Raw genomic sequence first — 17933 nt, 5'->3', positions numbered from 1 at the left:
CAAGGAAGAGGACTCCAGATGCTGTTGAAATCGTCACTGATGACCGTGGTGCCCGAATGGATCGACTATAACGGCCACCTGAACATGGCCTATTACAACGTGCTGTTCGACCGCTGCGCCGACGAGGTCTATCCGATGATGGGGTTTGGCCCCGATTACGCCGAAACCCGCAAGCTGACGACTTACACGGCCGAATTCCATGTCTGCTACGTGCAGGAATTGCACGAAGGGCACAGGGTCTATTCGACGTTCCAGATGATCGATTACGACGAAAAGCGGTTTCATTCCTACCAGGAGCTTTACCACGAAGATGGCTGGCTGGCCGCCACCGCAGAGGCGCTGACCCTGCATGTCGACATGACCGGCCCGCGCGTGGCCGCAATGCCGCCGGACGTGATGGAAAAGGTGAAGGCGCTGTACGACCAGCACAGCACCCTGCCCCGCCCCGATCGCGTGGGCCGTTCGATCGGTATCCGGCGCAAGGCGGGGTGACGCGGACCGCTTCAGACACTGGCCCCGTGATATGGCAAAGGCCAAGGCAGCCCCCCGGTCACAGGGGGCTGCCGCAAGGGGCCGTGCCGCATTCGCGCCCCGCAAAACCGGCGCACAGCGCGGCTTGCCGCGCACCCGACCCGTTCACATAAAACTGAACATGCTGCCCGGCTGAATGCCGATCCGCCCTTTCCCTTGAGCGCGCGGCTTGATAATGTCTCGCGGTCACGCGAACAGGGTATGCCGATGCAGCATGAATACAAGGTCATCCCGGCTCCGAAAAAGGGCATCAAGGCCCCAGGGGTCAAGGGCGTGGAAGCGCGATTCTCGCACGCGATACAACAGGTCATGAATGACCACGCCGCCGAAGGCTGGGAATTCCTGCGCTCCGAAACCCTGCCCAGCGAAGAGCGGCAGGGCCTGACATCAAGCCACACGGTGTTCCGCTCGGTCCTGGTGTTCCGCCGGCCCCGCGCGGGCGATGTCAGCGATTTCAGCCCCGAAGTGCTGGAAGATCACTCGGACATGGGCGAGATGGCGGACCCCGCCGAGTTTGACGGCCAGAACGACACGGATTGGACCGACCCTGAAGAGGTCGCAGCCGAACCGGATGAAACCGAGACGCCCCGCGCCTGAGCGCACAGATTTTCGCCCGTGCCCCTTCCATCCTGCGGGGGACGGTATAGAGTTTAGCACCCTTGAGTCGGATGAGGTAAAGCCATGGTCAAATCAGACCCGTTCGGGTTCGACATGTCGGTCAAATCGGCCAAGAAAAAGAACCCGCGCGGTCGGCGGGGCATGTCAGGCGAATTCGAGACCTCGCAACGCGAGTGCGAGCACCCCGGCTGCCACGAGGCGGGAAAGTTCCGTGCGCCCAAGGCACCCGACGTGCTGGACGATTATTACTGGTTCTGCAGGGACCATGTGCGGGAGTACAATCTCAAGTGGAACTTCTTCGAAGGCACCACCGAGGCCGAGATGAATGCCCAGCGCTCCAAGGACAAGGTATGGGAACGTGATACAAAGCCCTTGGGCGACCCCGAGGCACGGGCGTGGGCGCGGCTTGGCATCGAAGACCCGCACCAGGTTCTGGGCCAGAACGCCACCCGCAACCCGGGCAAGGGCAACACCAACGGCCACACGCGCAAGTTGCCCCCGACCGAGCGCAAGGCCATCGAGATTCTGGAGGCAAAGGATCATTGGTCGAAGGCCGAGGTGCGCAAGGCCTACAAGGCGCTGATCAAGGTGCTGCACCCCGATATGAATGGCGGCGACCGCAGCCAGGAAGAGCAGTTGCAAGAGGTTGTCTGGGCCTGGGACCAGATCAAGGAAAGCCGTCACTTCAAGTAACAACGCGCATGGCAACGCATCCGGACGACGTCGAGACATGCGCCCGGATGCGCGGTCAGCCTGCCGGCAGCCCGCGCCATGCTGGCCCCTGCCTCGCGGCGCCCATAGAGGGGATGCAGGTGGCAGGCGCCTGATGACTCGGCGCGACAGGCAGCTTCGACCACGCAGCAGATCTTTCGTGCAAATTCAGGCGCGTTTGAAAACCAGGCTCACACCGTTCAGACAATGCCGTTTGCCGGTGGGCGGCGGGCCGTCGTTGAAGATATGGCCAAGGTGGCTGCCGCAGCGCCCGCAATGGCATTCGGTACGCGGATAGATCAGCTTGAAATCCCGCTTCGTGCCGATCGCGCCCTCTTGCGCCTGCCAGAAACTGGGCCAGCCCGTGCCGCTGTCATACTTGTGCTCGGACGAATAAAGCGCCAGGTCGCAGCCACGGCAATGGTACATGCCCGGATCATACACCTTGTCCAGCGGCGAAGAGCCCGGCGGCTCCGTCCCTTCGCGGCGCATGACATTGTATTGTTCCGGGGTCAGCATTTCCCGCCATTCGGCATCGCTGCGGATGACCTCGAACCTGTCCTGGGCCGCGCGCGCGGTGCCGGCGAAAGGCAGCAAACTGCCAAGAGCAAGGAAGTGACGGCGATTCATGGGCTGTCTCCTTTTCATATAGTCTAGCTGCGCGGCCCGCGCGGAACAAACGCGGGCCGCGCACATTCATGTGAAAGGGCGCGGCGGCCGGGCTTCAGGAAATGCCACACGGACACTGGTTGACCGCAAGTCAGCCCCGCCAGGTGCAACGCCTTACATCGCCGGCAAAAGCACCGTGTCGATCACATGGATGACCCCGTTGGACTGTTTGACATCGGCGATGGTGACGGTGGCGGTCCGCCCGCGCTCGTCTTCCAGCATGATGGTGTCGCCGGAATAGGTTGCTTGCAGGGTGCAGCCGCCGACGGTCGGCACGGGATGGCTGCCGCCATCATCATCGACCATCCCCTTGATGGCCATCGCCATCGCATCGGCCTGCACGACATGGCAGGTCAGAACCTTCTGAAGCATGGCCTTGTTCTCGGGCTCAAGCAGGGTTTCCACCGTTCCGGCCTTCAGCATGGCAAAGGCGTCATCGGTGGGCGCGAATACGGTGAATGGCCCTTCGCCAGACAACGTGTCGACAAGGCCCGCCGCCTGAACCGCCGCGACCAGCGTTTCATGGTCGGCCGAGTTCACGGCGTTTTCCACGATCGTCTTGTCGGCGAACATGGGCGCGCCGCCAACCATCGGGTTATCGGTTTCAGAATGACTGCCGGCGAGCGCGGCGGTCGTGCCCAGGCAAAGGGCGGCGATGGTCGTCATTGTGCGATTGAGAGTCATGCAAATCTCCTGGTTTCTTCGGTTGCATGCGTCGGGGCCGATCGCCCCGTTGCACCCGAAGTCACGCAGCGCCCGCGCAAGAGTTTCAGCGCGCGCGATCAAGAACCGGTCACGACTCCGTGATGACGCCGGTCGCCAGAACCGCTCCCGTCGGTTGGCCGGTGGGCGATCCGCCGGGCGGCTCATCCGACACCGCCAGCACCGCACCCGGGGCCAACGCCTCGCGCAGCGCGGCAGGAACATCCAGTCGCAGGCTGTCGGCGTCGGGCAGCACGCCCAGCGAAACCGGTGCCGCATCGCCCGCGATCATCCACAGCTCCAGCGCGCGCCCCGGCGCCGCCTGCCCGGACTGGCGCGTCACGGTCAACCTGCCGGATGCAGGCGCGTAGCTGGCGCCGATAACCAAGGCGCCATCCGGCGCCGCGATGTCGGCGCGCAGGCCGGGCAAGTCCCCGACCGGCCCGACCAGCAACAGCACCGCCGCACCCAGAACCGCACCGGCCGCCGCACCGGCCAGCCACCCCAACAGGCGCCGCAGCCCGGCGCCGCCGTGGCGTGGTGCCACCTGGCGCATCACGCGCGCCCGCAGCCGCGCCGGTGGCTCAACCGGGGCGATGGGGTCGGTCATGGCGGCGAAATGCTCGGCCCACCGGGCATAGATTGCACGCAGGGCAGGCTCGTGCACCAGCCGCTCTTCGAAATCGCGCGCCTCAGCCTCGGACAGCAAGCCCAACGCGTATTCCGCGGCCAGCGCATCATCCGCGCCACCCTGGGGCAGTATGTCGGGGCGGTCACTACTCATCGCGTCAGGCACTCTTTCAATTTCAAAAGGCTGCGCCGCAGGCGCGTCCGCATGGTGTTGAGCGGCACATCAAAACGTTCGGCAAGCTCGGCGTAGGTCTCACCTTCCAGATAGGCACGGCGCACGGCATCCGCATGGGTTTGGTCCAATTCATCGAAACAGGCGGCAAGGCGCGCGGCCTCGCCCGCGGCTATGGCGCGGGCCTCGGGGCCGGGTGCGGGGTCGGCCACGGCATCGACCGCGTCGGGTACCGCGCCGCCGCCACTGCCCCGCTGACGGCGCAACCGGTCAATCGCATGGTTGCGCGCGACGGTGATCAGCCAGGTCATCGGGCTAAACCCGTTCACACGGTACCGATGCGCATTGTGCCAGATTTTCAGATATACGTCCTGCAAGGCGTCCTCGGCTGTGTCGCGGTCATTCAATATACGCAGAAGAACGCCGAAAAGTTTCGCCGATGTCGCATCGTAAAGCGCGACAAAGGCCTGCCGGTCGCCAATCGCGATCCGTGCAAGCCATGCCTCGATTGTCGCACGATCCGTCATGCCCGCCCCTTTGGATGCACTATCCGCAGGCGGCCCGTGAAACACAAGCGGTTGCTGCATCGGTCTTGCCCTTGCGTCCCTTCGCTTTATGGTGCAGCACGAGATTTAAAGTCAGGACGGTATCGGACCGCGCGAAGAAGGATAGACGACATGGCGGATGGCAACATGGACATGAACGCGAAACCGACCGAGAATATCTCGGTGCGCGAAGTGTTCGGCATCGATACGGACATGACGGTAAAAGGTTTTGCCGAAAGCAGCGAGCGCGTGCCCGACCTTGACCCGACCTACAAGTTCGACCCCGACACCACGTTGGCGATCCTTGCCGGCTTCAGCCACAATCGTCGCGTGATGATCCAGGGGTATCACGGCACGGGCAAATCCACCCATATCGAACAGGTCGCCGCGCGGCTGAACTGGCCCTGCGTCCGGGTCAACCTTGACAGCCATATCAGCCGGATCGACCTGATCGGCAAGGACGCGATCAAGCTGCGCGATGGCAAGCAGGTGACCGAGTTCCACGAGGGCATCCTGCCCTGGGCGCTGCGTAACCCGACGGCCATCGTTTTCGACGAATACGATGCCGGCCGCGCCGACGTGATGTTCGTGATCCAGCGGGTTCTGGAGCATGACGGCAAGCTGACTTTGCTGGACCAGAACGAGATCATCACCCCCAACCCTTATTTCCGCCTCTTCGCCACGGCCAACACCGTGGGCCTGGGCGACACGACGGGCCTGTATCACGGCACCCAGCAGATCAACCAGGCGCAGATGGACCGCTGGAGCCTGGTCGCCACGCTGAACTACCTGTCGCATGACGCCGAATCCGCGATCGTGCTGGCCAAGAACCCGCATTACAACACCGAGGCCGGCCGCAAGACCGTGGCCCACATGGTCACCGTCGCGGGGCTGACCCGCACCGCGTTCATGAATGGCGACCTGTCCACGGTGATGAGCCCGCGCACGGTAATCAACTGGGCGCAGAACGCCGAGATCTTCCGCAACGTGGGCTATGCCTTCCGGCTGTCCTTCCTGAACAAATGCGACGAGCTGGAACGTCAGACCGTTGCCGAATTCTATCAGCGCTGTTTCGATGAGGAACTGCCCGAAAGCGCGGCCAGCACCGCGATGAAATGATCAGGATGCGAGGCGCGTCAGCGCCTCGCAGGTTTTGCGCGTCCCGTGGGCGCGCGATGCCTCCGGCGGGCGTTTCCCTGGCAAGATGAAGCCCGCTTGGTGCAAAGCCCAAGGTAGGACCAGATGGCCCAGAAAAGCGACAACCCCGCAGATCCGTTCAAGAAGGCGCTGGCCGAGGCCACCAAGGTCATGGCCGATGACAGCGATCTGAATGTCAGCTACTCGGTCGATCCCGCGGGCCTTTCGGGCGACCAGATGCGCCTGCCCCAGATCAGCCGCAGGATGACCCGCGACGAGGTTCTGCTGGCGCGCGGCACGGCGGATGCGCTGGCGTTGCATCGCAAGTACCACGACAGCGCCCTGCACACGAAATATCGCCCGCAGGGTGACATGGCGCGCGACCTGTACGAAGCGATGGAAACCGCGCGATGCGAGGCGATGGGCGCGCGCGACATGCCCGGCACCGCCGGCAATATCGACGCCAAGATCGGGCACGAGGCGCAGCGCCTTGGATATGACCAGGTCACACAGGCCTCGGATGCGCCCCTGGCCACGGCGGCAGGTTACCTGGTGCGGCACCTGGCCACCGGGCGCGACCTGCCGCAAGCCGCGCAAAACGTGATGGACCTTTGGCGCGGCCACATCCAGGACCAGGCCGGCGAGACGCTGGATGACCTGAACGAGATCCTCAATGACCAGACCGCCTTTGCGCGGCTGACGCGCAAGGTGATCGAGGACCTGGGATATGGTGACCAGCTGGGCGATGACCCGGACCAGCCCGATGACCAGCAAGACGAGTCCGAAGACAGCGCCGAGGAAGAGGACCAGCCCGACAGCGCCGGCGACGACGACAACCAGGACGAGGACGCCGAGGCAAGCCCCGAACAAAGCCAGGAAGAACAGCAGGACGACTCACAGGCCCAGGTCAGCATGGACGACCTCGCCGACGAGGAAATGAGCGAGGAAACCGAGCTGCCCGAGGGCGAGGCCCCGCTGGAGCCTCCGACCCCTGCCCCGGTCTCCGAGGCCGATCCGAATTACGCCGTTTTCACCACCGGGTTCGACGAAGAAACCCCGGCAGAAGAGCTGGCAGAGCCAGTCGAGCTGGAGAGGTTGCGCGCCTATCTCGATCAACAGCTAGAGCCGCTCAAGGGCGCGGTGGGCCGGCTCGCAAACAAGCTGCAACGCCGACTTCAGGCACAGCAGAACCGCTCGTGGCTTTTCGATATGGAAGAGGGGATACTGGACGCCGGGCGGCTGGCCCGCGTGGTCGCCAACCCGACCACGCCGCTCAGCTTCAAGGTGGAAAAGGATACCGAGTTCCGCGACACGGTGGTAACGCTGCTGCTCGACAATTCGGGCAGTATGCGGGGCCGCCCGATCTCCATTGCCGCCATATGCGCCGACGTGCTGGCGCGCACGTTGGAACGCTGCGACGTGAAGGTGGAAATCCTCGGCTTTACCACCCGCGCCTGGAAAGGCGGACAAAGCCGCGAGAAATGGCTTGCCGATGGCCGCCCCCAACAGCCCGGGCGCCTCAACGACCTGCGACACATCATCTACAAATCCGCCGATGCGCCCTGGCGCCGGGTCCGCCCGAATCTCGGGCTGATGATGAAAGAGGGGCTGTTGAAGGAAAATATCGATGGCGAGGCCCTGGAATGGGCACACCGTCGCATGGCCAAGCGTCCCGAGGCCCGCAAGATCCTGATGGTGATTTCCGATGGCGCGCCCGTGGATGACAGCACGCTCAGCGTGAACCCCGCCAATTACCTCGAAAAGCACCTGCGCGACGTGATCGAAATGGTCGAGCGGCGCAAGATGGTCGAACTGATCGCCATCGGCATCGGCCACGACGTGACCCGATATTACCAGCACGCGGTCACCATCACCGATGTCGACCAACTGGCCGGCGCCATGACAGAACAGTTGGCCGCGCTTTTCGACAAGGACCCGCGCGCCCGCGCCAAGTTCCTGGGCATCAAGCGCGCAATCTGATCTTCCTCTTGCCGAAAATACCCCGGGGAGCGCGAGGGGCTGGCCCCTCGCTCCCGTCCCCGGTCGCCGGGGGCGGCGCCCTGCCATCCTTGGCCCTTGCGCCCGCGGCCCTTTCCCGGCTCAATGCCCCGCAAACAGACCGGAGGCCCCATGTTCCAAAGCTTTGACACCACCGCCAGTCCCGAATACGGGCCCGCGCGCCTGGCGCAGCTGCGCCAACAGATGCAGGGCGAGGGGCTTGCCGGCTTCCTGGTGCCGCGGGCGGATGCCCACCAGGGCGAATATGTGGCCCCGCATGATGCGCGGCTGGAATGGCTGACAGGGTTTACCGGCTCGGCCGGGTTCTGCATCGCGCTAAGGGATGTGGCGGGCGTCTTCGTCGATGGCCGGTATCGCACCCAGGTGAAACACCAGGTCGATACCGGCGCCTTCACCCCGGTCGACTGGCCCGAAACCCAGCCCGCGCCCTGGCTGCGCCAGCACCTTGACGCGGGGCGCATCGGGTTCGATCCGTGGCTGCACACGCCCGGCGAAATCGCGCGTATCGAAAAGGGGCTTCAAGGGTCGGGTATATCCCTGGCCCCCTGCCCCAACCTTGTCGATCGGATCTGGCCCGATCAGCCCGAGCCGCCCACCGGCAAGATCACTCCCTACCCGCAGACGCTGGCGGGCGAGGCCCATACCGACAAGCTGGCCCGGCTTGGTGCGACGTTGCGCAACCACGGGCAAAGCGCGGCGGTGATTACCTTGCCGGATTCACTGGCATGGCTGCTGAACGTGCGCGGCAGCGACATTCCCCGCAACCCTATCCCGCATGGTTTTGCCATCCTGCATGACAGCGGCCAGGCGACGCTGTTCACCGATGCGGCCAAGGTGGATGAGGCTTTGCGCGCGCATCTGGGCGAGGCGGTGACGCTCCGCCCCGTCGCCGCTTTCGCGCCGGCCCTGCGCTCGCTCGGCGGGCCAGTGCGTGTCGATCATGACAGCGCGCCCATCTGGGTGCTGCACCAGCTTGACGAGGCCGGCGTGCCGCATGAAGCCGGCCAGGATCCATGCATCCTGCCCAAGGCCACCAAGACCCGGGCCGAGATCGCCGCCACGCGAGAGGCGCACCTGCGCGACGCCGCGGCGATGTGCGAATTCCTGTGCTGGTTCGATGCGCAGCCTCCCGGCACCATCACCGAAATCGACGTGGCCACCCAGCTGGAAGGGTTCCGCCGGGCCTCGAACGAGCTGTTGGATATCAGCTTTGACACCATCGCCGGCACCGGGCCGCATGGCGCGATCATGCACTACCGCGTCACGCATGACACCAACGCAACGCTGGAAGACGGCCAGTTGATCGTGCTGGATTCCGGCGGGCAATACCTCGATGGCACCACCGACATCACCCGCACCCTTCCGGTTGGGCATGTGGGCGAGGAGGAAAAGACCTGCTTTACCCGGGTGCTCAAGGGGTTGATCGCGATTTCGCGGCTGCGGTTCCCGCGCGGCCTGGCCGGGCGCGACCTGGATGCCATCGCGCGCTATCCGCTTTGGGTGGCCGGGCAGGATTTCAACCACGGCACCGGGCATGGCGTGGGCGTCTACATGTGCGTGCACGAAGGCCCCCAACGGCTGAGCCGTATGTCCGAGGTTGCGCTGCAACCCGGCATGATCCTGTCGAACGAGCCCGGATACTATCGCGAAGGCGCGTTCGGCATCCGGCTGGAAAACCTTATCGTCGTGCAGGAAGCCCCCGATCTGCCCGGCGCCGACCCCCGCCCGATGCATGATTTCGAAACGCTTACCTTCGTGCCGATCGACCGCCGGCTTGTCATGCCCGCGCTACTCGGCGATGATGAGCGCGACTGGCTGAACGCCTATCATGCCGAATGCCGCGACAAGATCGCGCCTCGCCTGTCCGACGAGGCGCGGCTATGGTTGCAAAAGGCCACGGCACCGATCTGAGCGGTGACACGAAACCGTCACGGGCGGTCGGCACAAGCAAGCAAAAGTAAATGACCAAAGGGGGGACAGCCGAATGGCAAGCGATATCACAATCACACGCGCCGAGGGAACCTGGGTGGTGCGCGCGGGTGGGGCCGTGCTTGGCGAATCCACCGACGCGCTGGAACTGGCCGAGGGCGACATGACCCCGGTGATCTATTTCCCGCGCGAGGACATCGCCATGGCGTTCCTCGACCGCACCGATCAAAAAACCCATTGTCCGGTAAAGGGCGATGCCAGCTATTTCTCGATCGTGACGAAAAGCACCACGCTGGAAAACGCGGCCTGGAGCTATGAAACCCCGCTGGAGGGCGTGGACCGCATCAAGGATCACCTGGCATTTCACACCAGCGAAAAGGTGACAGTCGAACAGCTCTGATCTTCGATCAGCCTGTCATGCGCCCGCGCTGCACTGCCTGCCAAAGCGCCATGGCCGAGGCGGTTTCGGCCACGTCATGCACCCGCAGGATCTGCACCCCCTGCGCCATGCCGGCCAGCGCTACGGCGACCGAGCCGGGCATGCGGTCACGTGGCTCGGGCGCGTTGCCGATCGTGCCGATGAACCGTTTGCGCGACGCACCCAGCAAGACCGGGCAGCCTAGCCCGTGAAACAGGCTGATCCCGTTCAATAGCGCCAGGTTGTGATCGGCGGTCTTCCCGAACCCGATGCCCGGGTCGACGACAATCCGCCCGCGCGGAATGCCAAGGGCGATCAGCGTTTGCACGCGTTCGTGCAGAAAATCGAAAACGTCGAGCAGCACGTTGTCGTAGCGCGGGTTCTTTTGCATCGTCGCCGGGTCGCCCTGCGCATGCATCACGCAGACGGGCAGCGCGTGTTCGGCGGCGAATGGTGCCAGCCAGGGATCGTAAGTAAACCCCGCCACGTCGTTGATCAGGTTTGCCCCTGCCTGCATTGCCGCGCGTGCCACGCCGGCCTTGCGCGTGTCGATGGAGATCGGCGTGGGCGCTTCGGCGCGCAGCGCGGTGATCACCGGGGCGACGCGCGCGATCTCTTCTGCCTCGGGCACGGTTTCTGCGCCGGGCCGGGTCGATTCACCGCCGACGTCGATAATGTCGGCCCCCGCGGCAATCATGGCACGGCCATGCGCGACCGCCGTTTGATGGTCATGAAACAGCCCACCATCGGAAAAACTGTCCGGGGTAGTGTTCAGAATACCCATGAGGCGGGGACGCTCCATCGCCATGCCCGCCACCGGCAACCGCGGCGCGCTCAGGTAAGTGCGCAACGGTTCAGGGATCTCTTCGGCAGGAACAACGCGGGCAAGGCCATCGCGGCGCAGGTGCTCGGCATGGGTAAACCACAACGGCCCGCCCACCAGCGGCAGCGCGCCGCGAGGCCAGGCAGGGCCGGATTGCACAAGGGGGCGGAAATAATCGCTCATGGCGCCCTCGTCGCGCATCGTGGCGCGCGTTGCAAGCCTCAGATCACGCGCACGTCGGTGGCCACGGCGCGCAGCGGCAAATCGGGGGCATCGGGCAGTTCCTCCCCGATCACCAGCAAGTCGGCCGCCTGCATGAAACGCGCGAACCACAAGACAAGGCCCAGCGCGTCACGCGGGCTGGCCGACGGGCCATCAACCGCGTCCAGCACGATCTTTGACGGGGCCCAGACGCTGATCTGGTCGTGGCGCATGGACCAATCCAACTCGGTGCGGGAATTCACCACCACGCAGCGGGCATCGCGCCCAGCCAGCACCCAGGCGTTCTGTTCTATGGCCAAAAGGTCGATCCGGCGCTGCGCCAAAGGATGCGCGGTTTGCGGCGCGGGCACGTCGGCGGGGCCCACGCAGATGATGGTGGGGCGGTGTTCGGCCTCAAGCTGGTCGATCCAGGTGCCCAGGTTGTCCGAGGCGATGGCCGCATTGGACAGGTAGACCACTTGCGGGTGCGGCTTGTCCTCGGCCATGCGGCGGGGCGTCATGTCCTTGCGGGCGCGCACGATTTCCACGCCCAGTGCACCGGGGCCACGGTCCAGCTTTTCGATCCTTACGAAAACCCGCAGCGCCTGCGGCTCAAGCAAGATCCGCTCGGCCACCTTTTCGGCCAAGGTTTCCAGCAGGTTCAATCGTTCATCGGCCAGTTCGTGGGCGATCGCCTCGGTCACCTTGTCATAGGACAGGATGCTGTCGACATCGTCATCCAGTATGTTGGTCGCCGGGATCACCTCGACCACCACGTTGAAACAGATGCGCTGCGTCGTGCCACGCTCGGCCTGGAAGGCACCGATTTCAACCTCTACGATGTGATCGCGCAGGGAAATCCGGTCAACGGGGCCATCCCCGGCAGTGGCTGCGGCCCGTTCCGCCGGGTGGGCAAAGGCCCATTTTATCTCGTTGCTCATGGCGTGGGCGCCCCTGGGTGGTTCCTGTCTCGCGCGCACACTAGCGACGGCAAAGGGGCGCGATGCCCCGTGCGCGGCACCGCGCCGCCCGTTTGCGTCAAGATGCCTGTCAGTTTTGCACCAGTTCGCGCGGATGGCGATAGAACAGGTGCACGCCGTAGCGGGCCGTGCGCGAAAACTTGCGTGCCCAGCGCGGGTTGACCGCGGTCGTGTGATAATGCGTGGCACCTTGCGTCAGAACGCGCGGCGCGCCGTTGACCATCAGCTTGGCCACCTTGGCCACGCGATCGAATGCCGACGGTTCGTGAATCACCTCTTCGCGCCCATCGCAGGTATAGGTGAACTGGCAGGCATATTTACGCCCCGTGCCCTGGTGCACCACCCCACATACACTGTCGGGGTAATTGGCGCTGTCGACGCGGTTCATGATTACCTCGGCCACGGCGAATTGGCCCTTCACGGTTTCACCCCGCGCCTCGAAATACAGCGCCTCGGCCAGGCACTGCCATTGCGCGTCGCCCTTGGCGCGCGGCAAGCCATCGAGCCACTGTTCGCTGTAGGTGATCCCGCCCGCGCTTGATGGCCGGCTCAGCAGGGCGTCCAGCCGATCCGCAGGCAGCTTGGCAAGGGCCCGTTTTTCCATGCGGATGATTTGCCCCAACGAGGGTTCCGCCGCCGCGCCCATTGCCATCGTCATAACAAGTACACTCAGAATTGCGCGCAACATGGTCATCTCCTGTGGAGCAGATGTCGAAATCACGCCTTTTATGACAATTTACGACATATAGTCCACCCCGGGGCGGCCAGTACTGCCTTGCACCTGGTGCATGGCTCAGGGCTGCAGCCCATGTGTTGCGTCTGGCCTGGCGGGCGCTACCCGATCTTGTCCCGAACGGCCAACTGAGCGGCGGCAAGACGCGCAACCGGCACCCGGAAGGGCGAGCACGACACGTAGTCGAACCCGGCCGCGCGGCAAAAGGCGATTGATTCGGGATTGCCGCCATGTTCACCGCAGATCGACAGCACCACGTCGCTGCGCGCCGCGCGGCCGCGCTCGGCCGCGATCTGCAACAACTCGCCCACGCCATCCTGGTCGAGCGTGTGAAACGGGTCTTCTGCAAAGACGCCCTGCTGCACGTAGGTCGACATGAACCGCCCCGCATCATCGCGCGACAGGCCATAGGTCATCTGGGTCAGGTCATTCGTGCCGAACGACAAGAAGGCGGTATGCGGTGCGATCTCGGCGGCGCGCAGCGCCGCACGCGGGGTTTCCACCATCACCCCCAGGCGATAAGTGAAATCTTGGCCAGTTTCATTGCGCACGGCGGCCGCCACGGCATCGACGCGGGTTTTCACGATTTCGACCTCGCGCTTGGCACTGACCAGCGGGATCATAATCTCGGGCACCACAGGCGCCCCTTCGCGGCTGGCGGCAATCGTGGCCTCGAATATCGCACGGGCCTGCATGTCATATATCTCGGGCACGGTAATGCCCAGTCGCACCCCGCGCATCCCCAGCATGGGGTTGTATTCGCCCAACGCCTCGACCCGGCGGGTCACGTCCGAAAGCGGCAGATCAAGCGCCTCGGCCAGTTCGCGATGCCCCGCCCGATCAGACGGCAGGAATTCGTGCAAGGGCGGGTCGAACAGGCGAATGCAGACGGGCTGGCCCTGCATGATGCGAAACAGCTCGATGAAATCGGCCCGCTGCATCGGCAGCAGGCGCTCCAGGGCGGCCGCGCGGTCGGGCGAGGTATCGGCAAAGATCATCTCGCGCATCACGGTCAGCCGGTCGGCCTCGAAGAACATGTGCTCGGTCCGGCACAGCCCGATGCCCTGCGCCTTGAAATTGCGCGCGGTCTGGGCATCGGCGGGAGTATCGGCATTGGCGCGCACGCCGATGTCGCGCACATCGTCGGCCCATGTCATCAAGGTCAACAGCGCGTCATCCTCGGCCGCCTCGATCATCGCGGGTTCTCCGGCCAGAACCTGGCCATTGGTGCCGTCCACCGTGACGATGTCGCCCTGACGCAACTCGCGCCCGTCGGGCGCTACCAGCGTCTTGCCGCGCAGTTGGAACTTGAAATCGCTCACCCCAACAACGCAAGGCAGGCCCATGCCGCGCCCGATCACCGCGGCGTGACTGGTCATGCCGCCCCGTTCTGTCAGAACCGCCACCGCCGCGTGCATGCCGCGAATATCCTCGGGGCTGGTCTCGCGCCGGACCAGCACACAGGGCTCACCGCGCGCGGCGCTGGCCTGCGCCTCGGCGGCTGAAAACATGATCCGGCCCGAGGCCGCGCCGGGGCTGGCCGCGATACCCGAGGCAAGCACATCCCGCTCGGCGGTCGGGTCGACCTGCCTGTGCAACAGCTCGTTCAGCGCGCGGGGTTCTACCCGCAACAGCGCCTCTTCACGCGTGATTATGCCATCCTCGGCCAGTTGCACCGCGATACGCACGCCGGCCCGGGCGTTGCGCGTCACGCGCACGCCATCCAGGATATGCACCACCCCGTTCTCTATGGTGAACTCGGCCTGCATTTCTTCACGCAGCCGCTCGCGCATCAACGCCGTCATCCGCTTGAGCGCGGCAAAGGCATCCGGGGCCAGGTCTTCAAGGCTGGGCCCTCGGTCGTCACGTTCAAGAAACAGCGCTTCTTCGCGCCGCTCCAGCGCATCGCGGCCCTGGCTCTGGCGCAGGTAGCGCCCGATGATGCGCGGCGCGCCGGTGGTGCTGTCGACCAGCTGGATCACCCCCGAGCCGCATTCGCCGCGCCCCAACCCCAGCGCCATTTCCTGCACCACGAGCCCCAGTCCCGCCTCGGCCGGCGCCCCCTTGGCCTGGCGCAACAGGCGCGCGGTCGTGCCTTCCCACGCCCGCGCCATCGAGCGCAGAACCTCGGCCAGTTGCACCGCAGGATCTTGCGGGAACTCTTCCTCGGTTTCATCCTCGTAGGCCGACAGAACCTGGCTCAGCCCCTCGGCCCCGTCCTCGACAACATGTTCGAATTCATCCGGGTCAAGCCGTGCCACGTGGATCGCATAAGACTGCACGAACCGCTTGTAGATCGCCGCTGCCGCGTCCTGGCCGATACGGTCCGACATCTCGACATATTGCGCATCGTTCATGCCGATATTCAGAACCGCGCCCGGCCCGCCCCAGTCGGGGTCTTCCGACGACGGGCGCACACAGACCAGCGGCGCCGGCCCGAAAGGCGCCAGCAGCTCGGCCATGTCCGGCATGTCACCCTGCGCGATACGATGCACCGCGTCGAACGACAGCGCCACCGTCTTGGGCACCGGCATTTCCAGCCGCACCAACCGCTGAAGGCATTTCGCCCGGCCACCATGCGTGGTGGTCGCCACCGGGGCGGTGGCCGTGATCAGGGTGATGTCGGATTGGTCCTGCTGCACTGCGGCATCCTTTCGGCTTGCGCGAAGAATACGCCGCCTCGGGCACAACGCAAGTGCGCATTACGCCGCCCGGCCAACGGGGCCACAAGCGCCCGGCTTCCTCTTGCCCCAAATACCCCGGGGGGAGTCCGCGCCAGCGGACGGGGGGCAGCGCCCCCCCGGCACCGGCACAGGCCCGCGCGGCTACCCTTCGATGCGGGTCAGGTCCGCCACGGCCAGGCAGATGGCGCGAATGCGTGACAGAAGGTTCAAACGGTTGCGCCGCACCACCTGGTTCTCGGCATTGACCTGCACCGCCTCGAAAAACGCGTCGATAGGCGCGCGCATATCGGCCATAGCTGCCATCGCCGTGGCGTAGTCCTCGGCTGCCATCGCGGGGCCGATTTTCGCATCGGCCGCATCGAGCGCAGCAAACAGTGCCTTCTCCTCGGGCGTTTCGGCAAATTTCACGTCCGCGCCAAAGGCGTATTCCACCCCGTCTTTTTCCTCGGCCTGGGTCAGGATATTGTTGGCCCGCTTGAAGCCCTGAAGCAGGTTGTCCCCATCGTCGGTCTTGAGGAAATCGGCCAGCGCCTCGGCGCGTTTCACCAGAAGGGTGAGGTCGTCATTGAGCTCCATGGCAAGGCAGGCGTCGATCACGTCATGGCGGATGCCCTCGTCGCGCAGATGGACCTTGAGGCGGTCGTGGAGGAAGGCGAGGACGGATTCCGTAACATGAAGAATATCCAGATTGAGTTTCTCCAAACTCCTTTCAAATATTGCTCCGTGATCGTTGTCGGATTCTCGCAATGTATTCTCACCTTGCAAGAATTTCTCGGTTAGCTCTCGGCGTACTTTCGGGTCACGGATGCCGTCGCGCAATCTGTCAAAAGCCAGCAATCGGTAAAATGGATTGCTAGTATCGTTGGCCTTGCCATCAGCAACAAATTGATGGGTTGCGTGCTCGCGGGTTTCCATTTCGAGAATTGTCTCAATTTGAAACCGTAACCCATTCCCCAACACCAACCGGATCACCCCCAGTGCCGCCCGCCTGAGCGCATAGGGGTCTTTGCTGCCGGTGGGCTTTTCATCAATGGCCCAGAACCCTGTCAGCGTGTCGATCTTGTCGGCAAGCGCCACGGCGACCGAGACCGGCGCGGAGGGCACGGCGTCGCCCGGCCCCAGCGGCTTGTAATGTTCTTCGCAAGCCTCGGGCACGCCGTCGTCATGGCCCGCCGCCTGCGCATAGTAGCGGCCCATCAGGCCCTGCAATTCGGGGAACTCGCCGACCATTTCGGATTGCAGATCGGCCTTGGCGACGCGCGCAGCCTCGGCGGCGAGGTCGGGTTTGGCGCCGACCATGGGGGCGATCTCGCGGGCCAGCGCCTCGATGCGCTTGATGCGGTCGGCCTGGCTCCCCAGCTTGTTGTGAAAAGTCACGTCCGAGAGCCCGGCGGCCATGCCCTCAAGCCCCTTTTCACGGATGGTGCGCAGGTCATTTTCCCAGAAGAACTTTGCGTCCGACAGACGCGCGGCCAGCACCTTTTGGTTGCCCGCCAGGATCGTGGCCCCGTGGTCGGCGGTTTCGCGGTTGGCAACGGTTATGAACTTCTCGATCCGGCCGGTCTTGGGGTTGCGCACCGAGAAGAACTTCTGGTGTTCCTTCATTGAGGTTTGCAACACCTCGGGCGGCAGGTCCAGGAACTCGGCGTTGATCGCGCCCATAAGCACCACGGGCCATTCCACCAGCCCGGCGACTTCGGCCAGCAGGCCACGGTCTTCGACCACCTGCAACCCCTGCGCAAAGGCAAGGTTGGTCGCTTCCTGCCAGATGTGGTCGGCCCGCTCGGTGGCATCCAGAACCACCCGGTCGCGCTTCAACCGCGCGGCGTAATCGTCGAAACCAGTAACCGCGAAACGCCCCGATCCCATGAAGCGGTGCCCCTCGGTCGTGTTGCCGGCCTTGATACCGTCGATTTCCAACGGAACGACACTGGCCTCACCCGCATCGTCGGTCAGGATGCACAAGATGGAATGCAAAGGCCGCACCCAACGCAATTGGCCAGCCCCCCAGAGCATCGCCTTTGGCCAGGGAAAGCCGCGGATCGCACTCTCCAGCACCTCGGCGACGATCTTGGCCGCGGGGCGGCCGGGCCGCGTGATCGTGGCGAAATAGACCTGCCCCTTCTTCTCGTCGCGGATTTCCAACTGGTCCTTACTCACCCCGGCCCCGCGCAAAAACCCCTCGATCGCCTTCTCGGGCGCATCGACACGCGGGCCCTTGCGCTCTTCGCGGATGGTGGGGCTTTCGGCCAACACGCCGTCAACGGCCAATGCCAGGCGGCGCGGCGTGGAAAAGGCGGCCGCGCCCGCATAGGTCAAACCGGCCTCGACCAGCCCGTCGGTGACCAGCTTTTTCAGATCATCGGCCGCACGCGCCTGCATGCGTGCCGGGATTTCCTCGGAGAAGAGTTCGATCAGAAGGTTGGGCATA

At 64.6% G+C, this 17933-nt stretch carries 16 protein-coding genes; 7 read left to right on the top strand and 9 right to left on the bottom strand.

Features of this window, described 5'->3' with window-relative positions; genetic code table 11:
* Window positions 1-18 precede the first annotated feature (18 nt).
* The 3 genes from M8744_RS01085 to M8744_RS01075 all read left to right on the top strand — a co-directional run bounded on the left by M8744_RS01085 (window position 19) and on the right by M8744_RS01075 (window position 1842).
* Window positions 19-492, top strand: a complete 474-nt coding sequence (locus M8744_RS01085; protein WP_251408080.1) for a thioesterase family protein — start codon at window positions 19-21, stop codon at window positions 490-492.
* Window positions 493-738: 246 nt separating this feature from the next.
* Entirely contained in the window at window positions 739-1128 is a 390-nt protein-coding gene (locus tag M8744_RS01080) for a DUF4177 domain-containing protein (RefSeq protein WP_251408077.1), read from the top strand.
* Window positions 1129-1212: 84 nt separating this feature from the next.
* The gene (locus M8744_RS01075; protein ID WP_251408074.1) at window positions 1213-1842 is read left to right on the top strand and encodes a DnaJ domain-containing protein; all 630 of its coding nucleotides are present in this window, start codon (window positions 1213-1215) and stop codon (window positions 1840-1842) included.
* 186 nt (window positions 1843-2028) lie between these two features.
* Here M8744_RS01075 and msrB read toward each other — a convergent pair whose 3' ends face one another.
* The 4 genes from msrB to M8744_RS01055 form a co-directional block, all read right to left on the bottom strand.
* Entirely contained in the window at window positions 2029-2490 is a 462-nt protein-coding gene (msrB, locus tag M8744_RS01070; RefSeq protein ID WP_251408071.1) for a peptide-methionine (R)-S-oxide reductase MsrB, read from the bottom strand.
* A gap of 153 nt (window positions 2491-2643) precedes the next feature.
* A complete protein-coding gene (locus tag M8744_RS01065) occupies window positions 2644-3213 on the bottom strand; it encodes a fasciclin domain-containing protein (protein ID WP_251408069.1) in 570 nt (189 codons plus the stop codon).
* A gap of 109 nt (window positions 3214-3322) precedes the next feature.
* Entirely contained in the window at window positions 3323-4015 is a 693-nt protein-coding gene (locus M8744_RS01060; protein ID WP_251408066.1) for an anti-sigma factor, read from the bottom strand.
* Entirely contained in the window at window positions 4012-4560 is a 549-nt protein-coding gene (locus M8744_RS01055; protein ID WP_251408064.1) for a sigma-70 family RNA polymerase sigma factor, read from the bottom strand. The genes M8744_RS01060 and M8744_RS01055 overlap by 4 nt, the downstream gene beginning before the upstream one ends.
* Window positions 4561-4710: 150 nt before the next feature.
* Between M8744_RS01055 and cobS the strand changes: the two genes are divergently transcribed.
* The 4 genes from cobS (at window position 4711) to M8744_RS01035 (ending at window position 10063) form a co-directional block, all read left to right on the top strand.
* Window positions 4711-5697: a cobaltochelatase subunit CobS gene (gene cobS, locus M8744_RS01050; RefSeq protein ID WP_251408061.1), complete on the top strand. Its 987-nt coding sequence runs from the start codon at window positions 4711-4713 to the stop codon at window positions 5695-5697.
* A 123-nt stretch (window positions 5698-5820) separates the two neighbouring features.
* On the top strand, window positions 5821-7695 hold the full coding sequence (cobT, locus tag M8744_RS01045) for a cobaltochelatase subunit CobT (RefSeq protein ID WP_251408058.1): 1875 nt from the start codon (window positions 5821-5823) through the stop codon (window positions 7693-7695).
* Window positions 7696-7845: 150 nt separating this feature from the next.
* Window positions 7846-9645, top strand: a complete 1800-nt coding sequence (locus M8744_RS01040) for an aminopeptidase P family protein (protein WP_251408055.1) — start codon at window positions 7846-7848, stop codon at window positions 9643-9645.
* 73 nt (window positions 9646-9718) lie between these two features.
* Window positions 9719-10063, top strand: coding sequence for a DUF427 domain-containing protein (locus M8744_RS01035; RefSeq protein WP_251408052.1), 345 nt, complete (start codon window positions 9719-9721; stop codon window positions 10061-10063).
* Between the two features lie 7 nt (window positions 10064-10070).
* Here the strand turns inward: M8744_RS01035 and folP are convergent, their stop codons facing one another.
* From folP to glyS, 5 genes are all read right to left on the bottom strand, one after another.
* The gene (folP, locus tag M8744_RS01030; protein WP_251408050.1) at window positions 10071-11087 is read right to left on the bottom strand and encodes a dihydropteroate synthase; all 1017 of its coding nucleotides are present in this window, start codon (window positions 11085-11087) and stop codon (window positions 10071-10073) included.
* 38 nt (window positions 11088-11125) lie between these two features.
* Window positions 11126-12046: a dihydroneopterin aldolase gene (locus tag M8744_RS01025; protein ID WP_251408047.1), complete on the bottom strand. Its 921-nt coding sequence runs from the start codon at window positions 12044-12046 to the stop codon at window positions 11126-11128.
* A 109-nt stretch (window positions 12047-12155) separates the two neighbouring features.
* Window positions 12156-12773: a cell wall hydrolase gene (locus M8744_RS01020; protein ID WP_251408044.1), complete on the bottom strand. Its 618-nt coding sequence runs from the start codon at window positions 12771-12773 to the stop codon at window positions 12156-12158.
* Between the two features lie 146 nt (window positions 12774-12919).
* Entirely contained in the window at window positions 12920-15460 is a 2541-nt protein-coding gene (locus M8744_RS01015) for a putative PEP-binding protein (RefSeq protein ID WP_251408041.1), read from the bottom strand.
* Window positions 15461-15643: 183 nt separating this feature from the next.
* A complete protein-coding gene (gene glyS, locus M8744_RS01010; RefSeq protein ID WP_251408038.1) occupies window positions 15644-17932 on the bottom strand; it encodes a glycine--tRNA ligase subunit beta in 2289 nt (762 codons plus the stop codon).
* Window position 17933 lies beyond the last annotated feature (1 nt).

This window comes from Lutimaribacter degradans, assembly GCF_023703375.1.
GTDB classification, from domain to species: Bacteria; Pseudomonadota; Alphaproteobacteria; order Rhodobacterales; family Rhodobacteraceae; genus Lutimaribacter; species Lutimaribacter degradans.
Note: the sequence above shows the minus strand (reverse complement) of the source record. Positions and strands in the feature narration are given on the sequence as shown.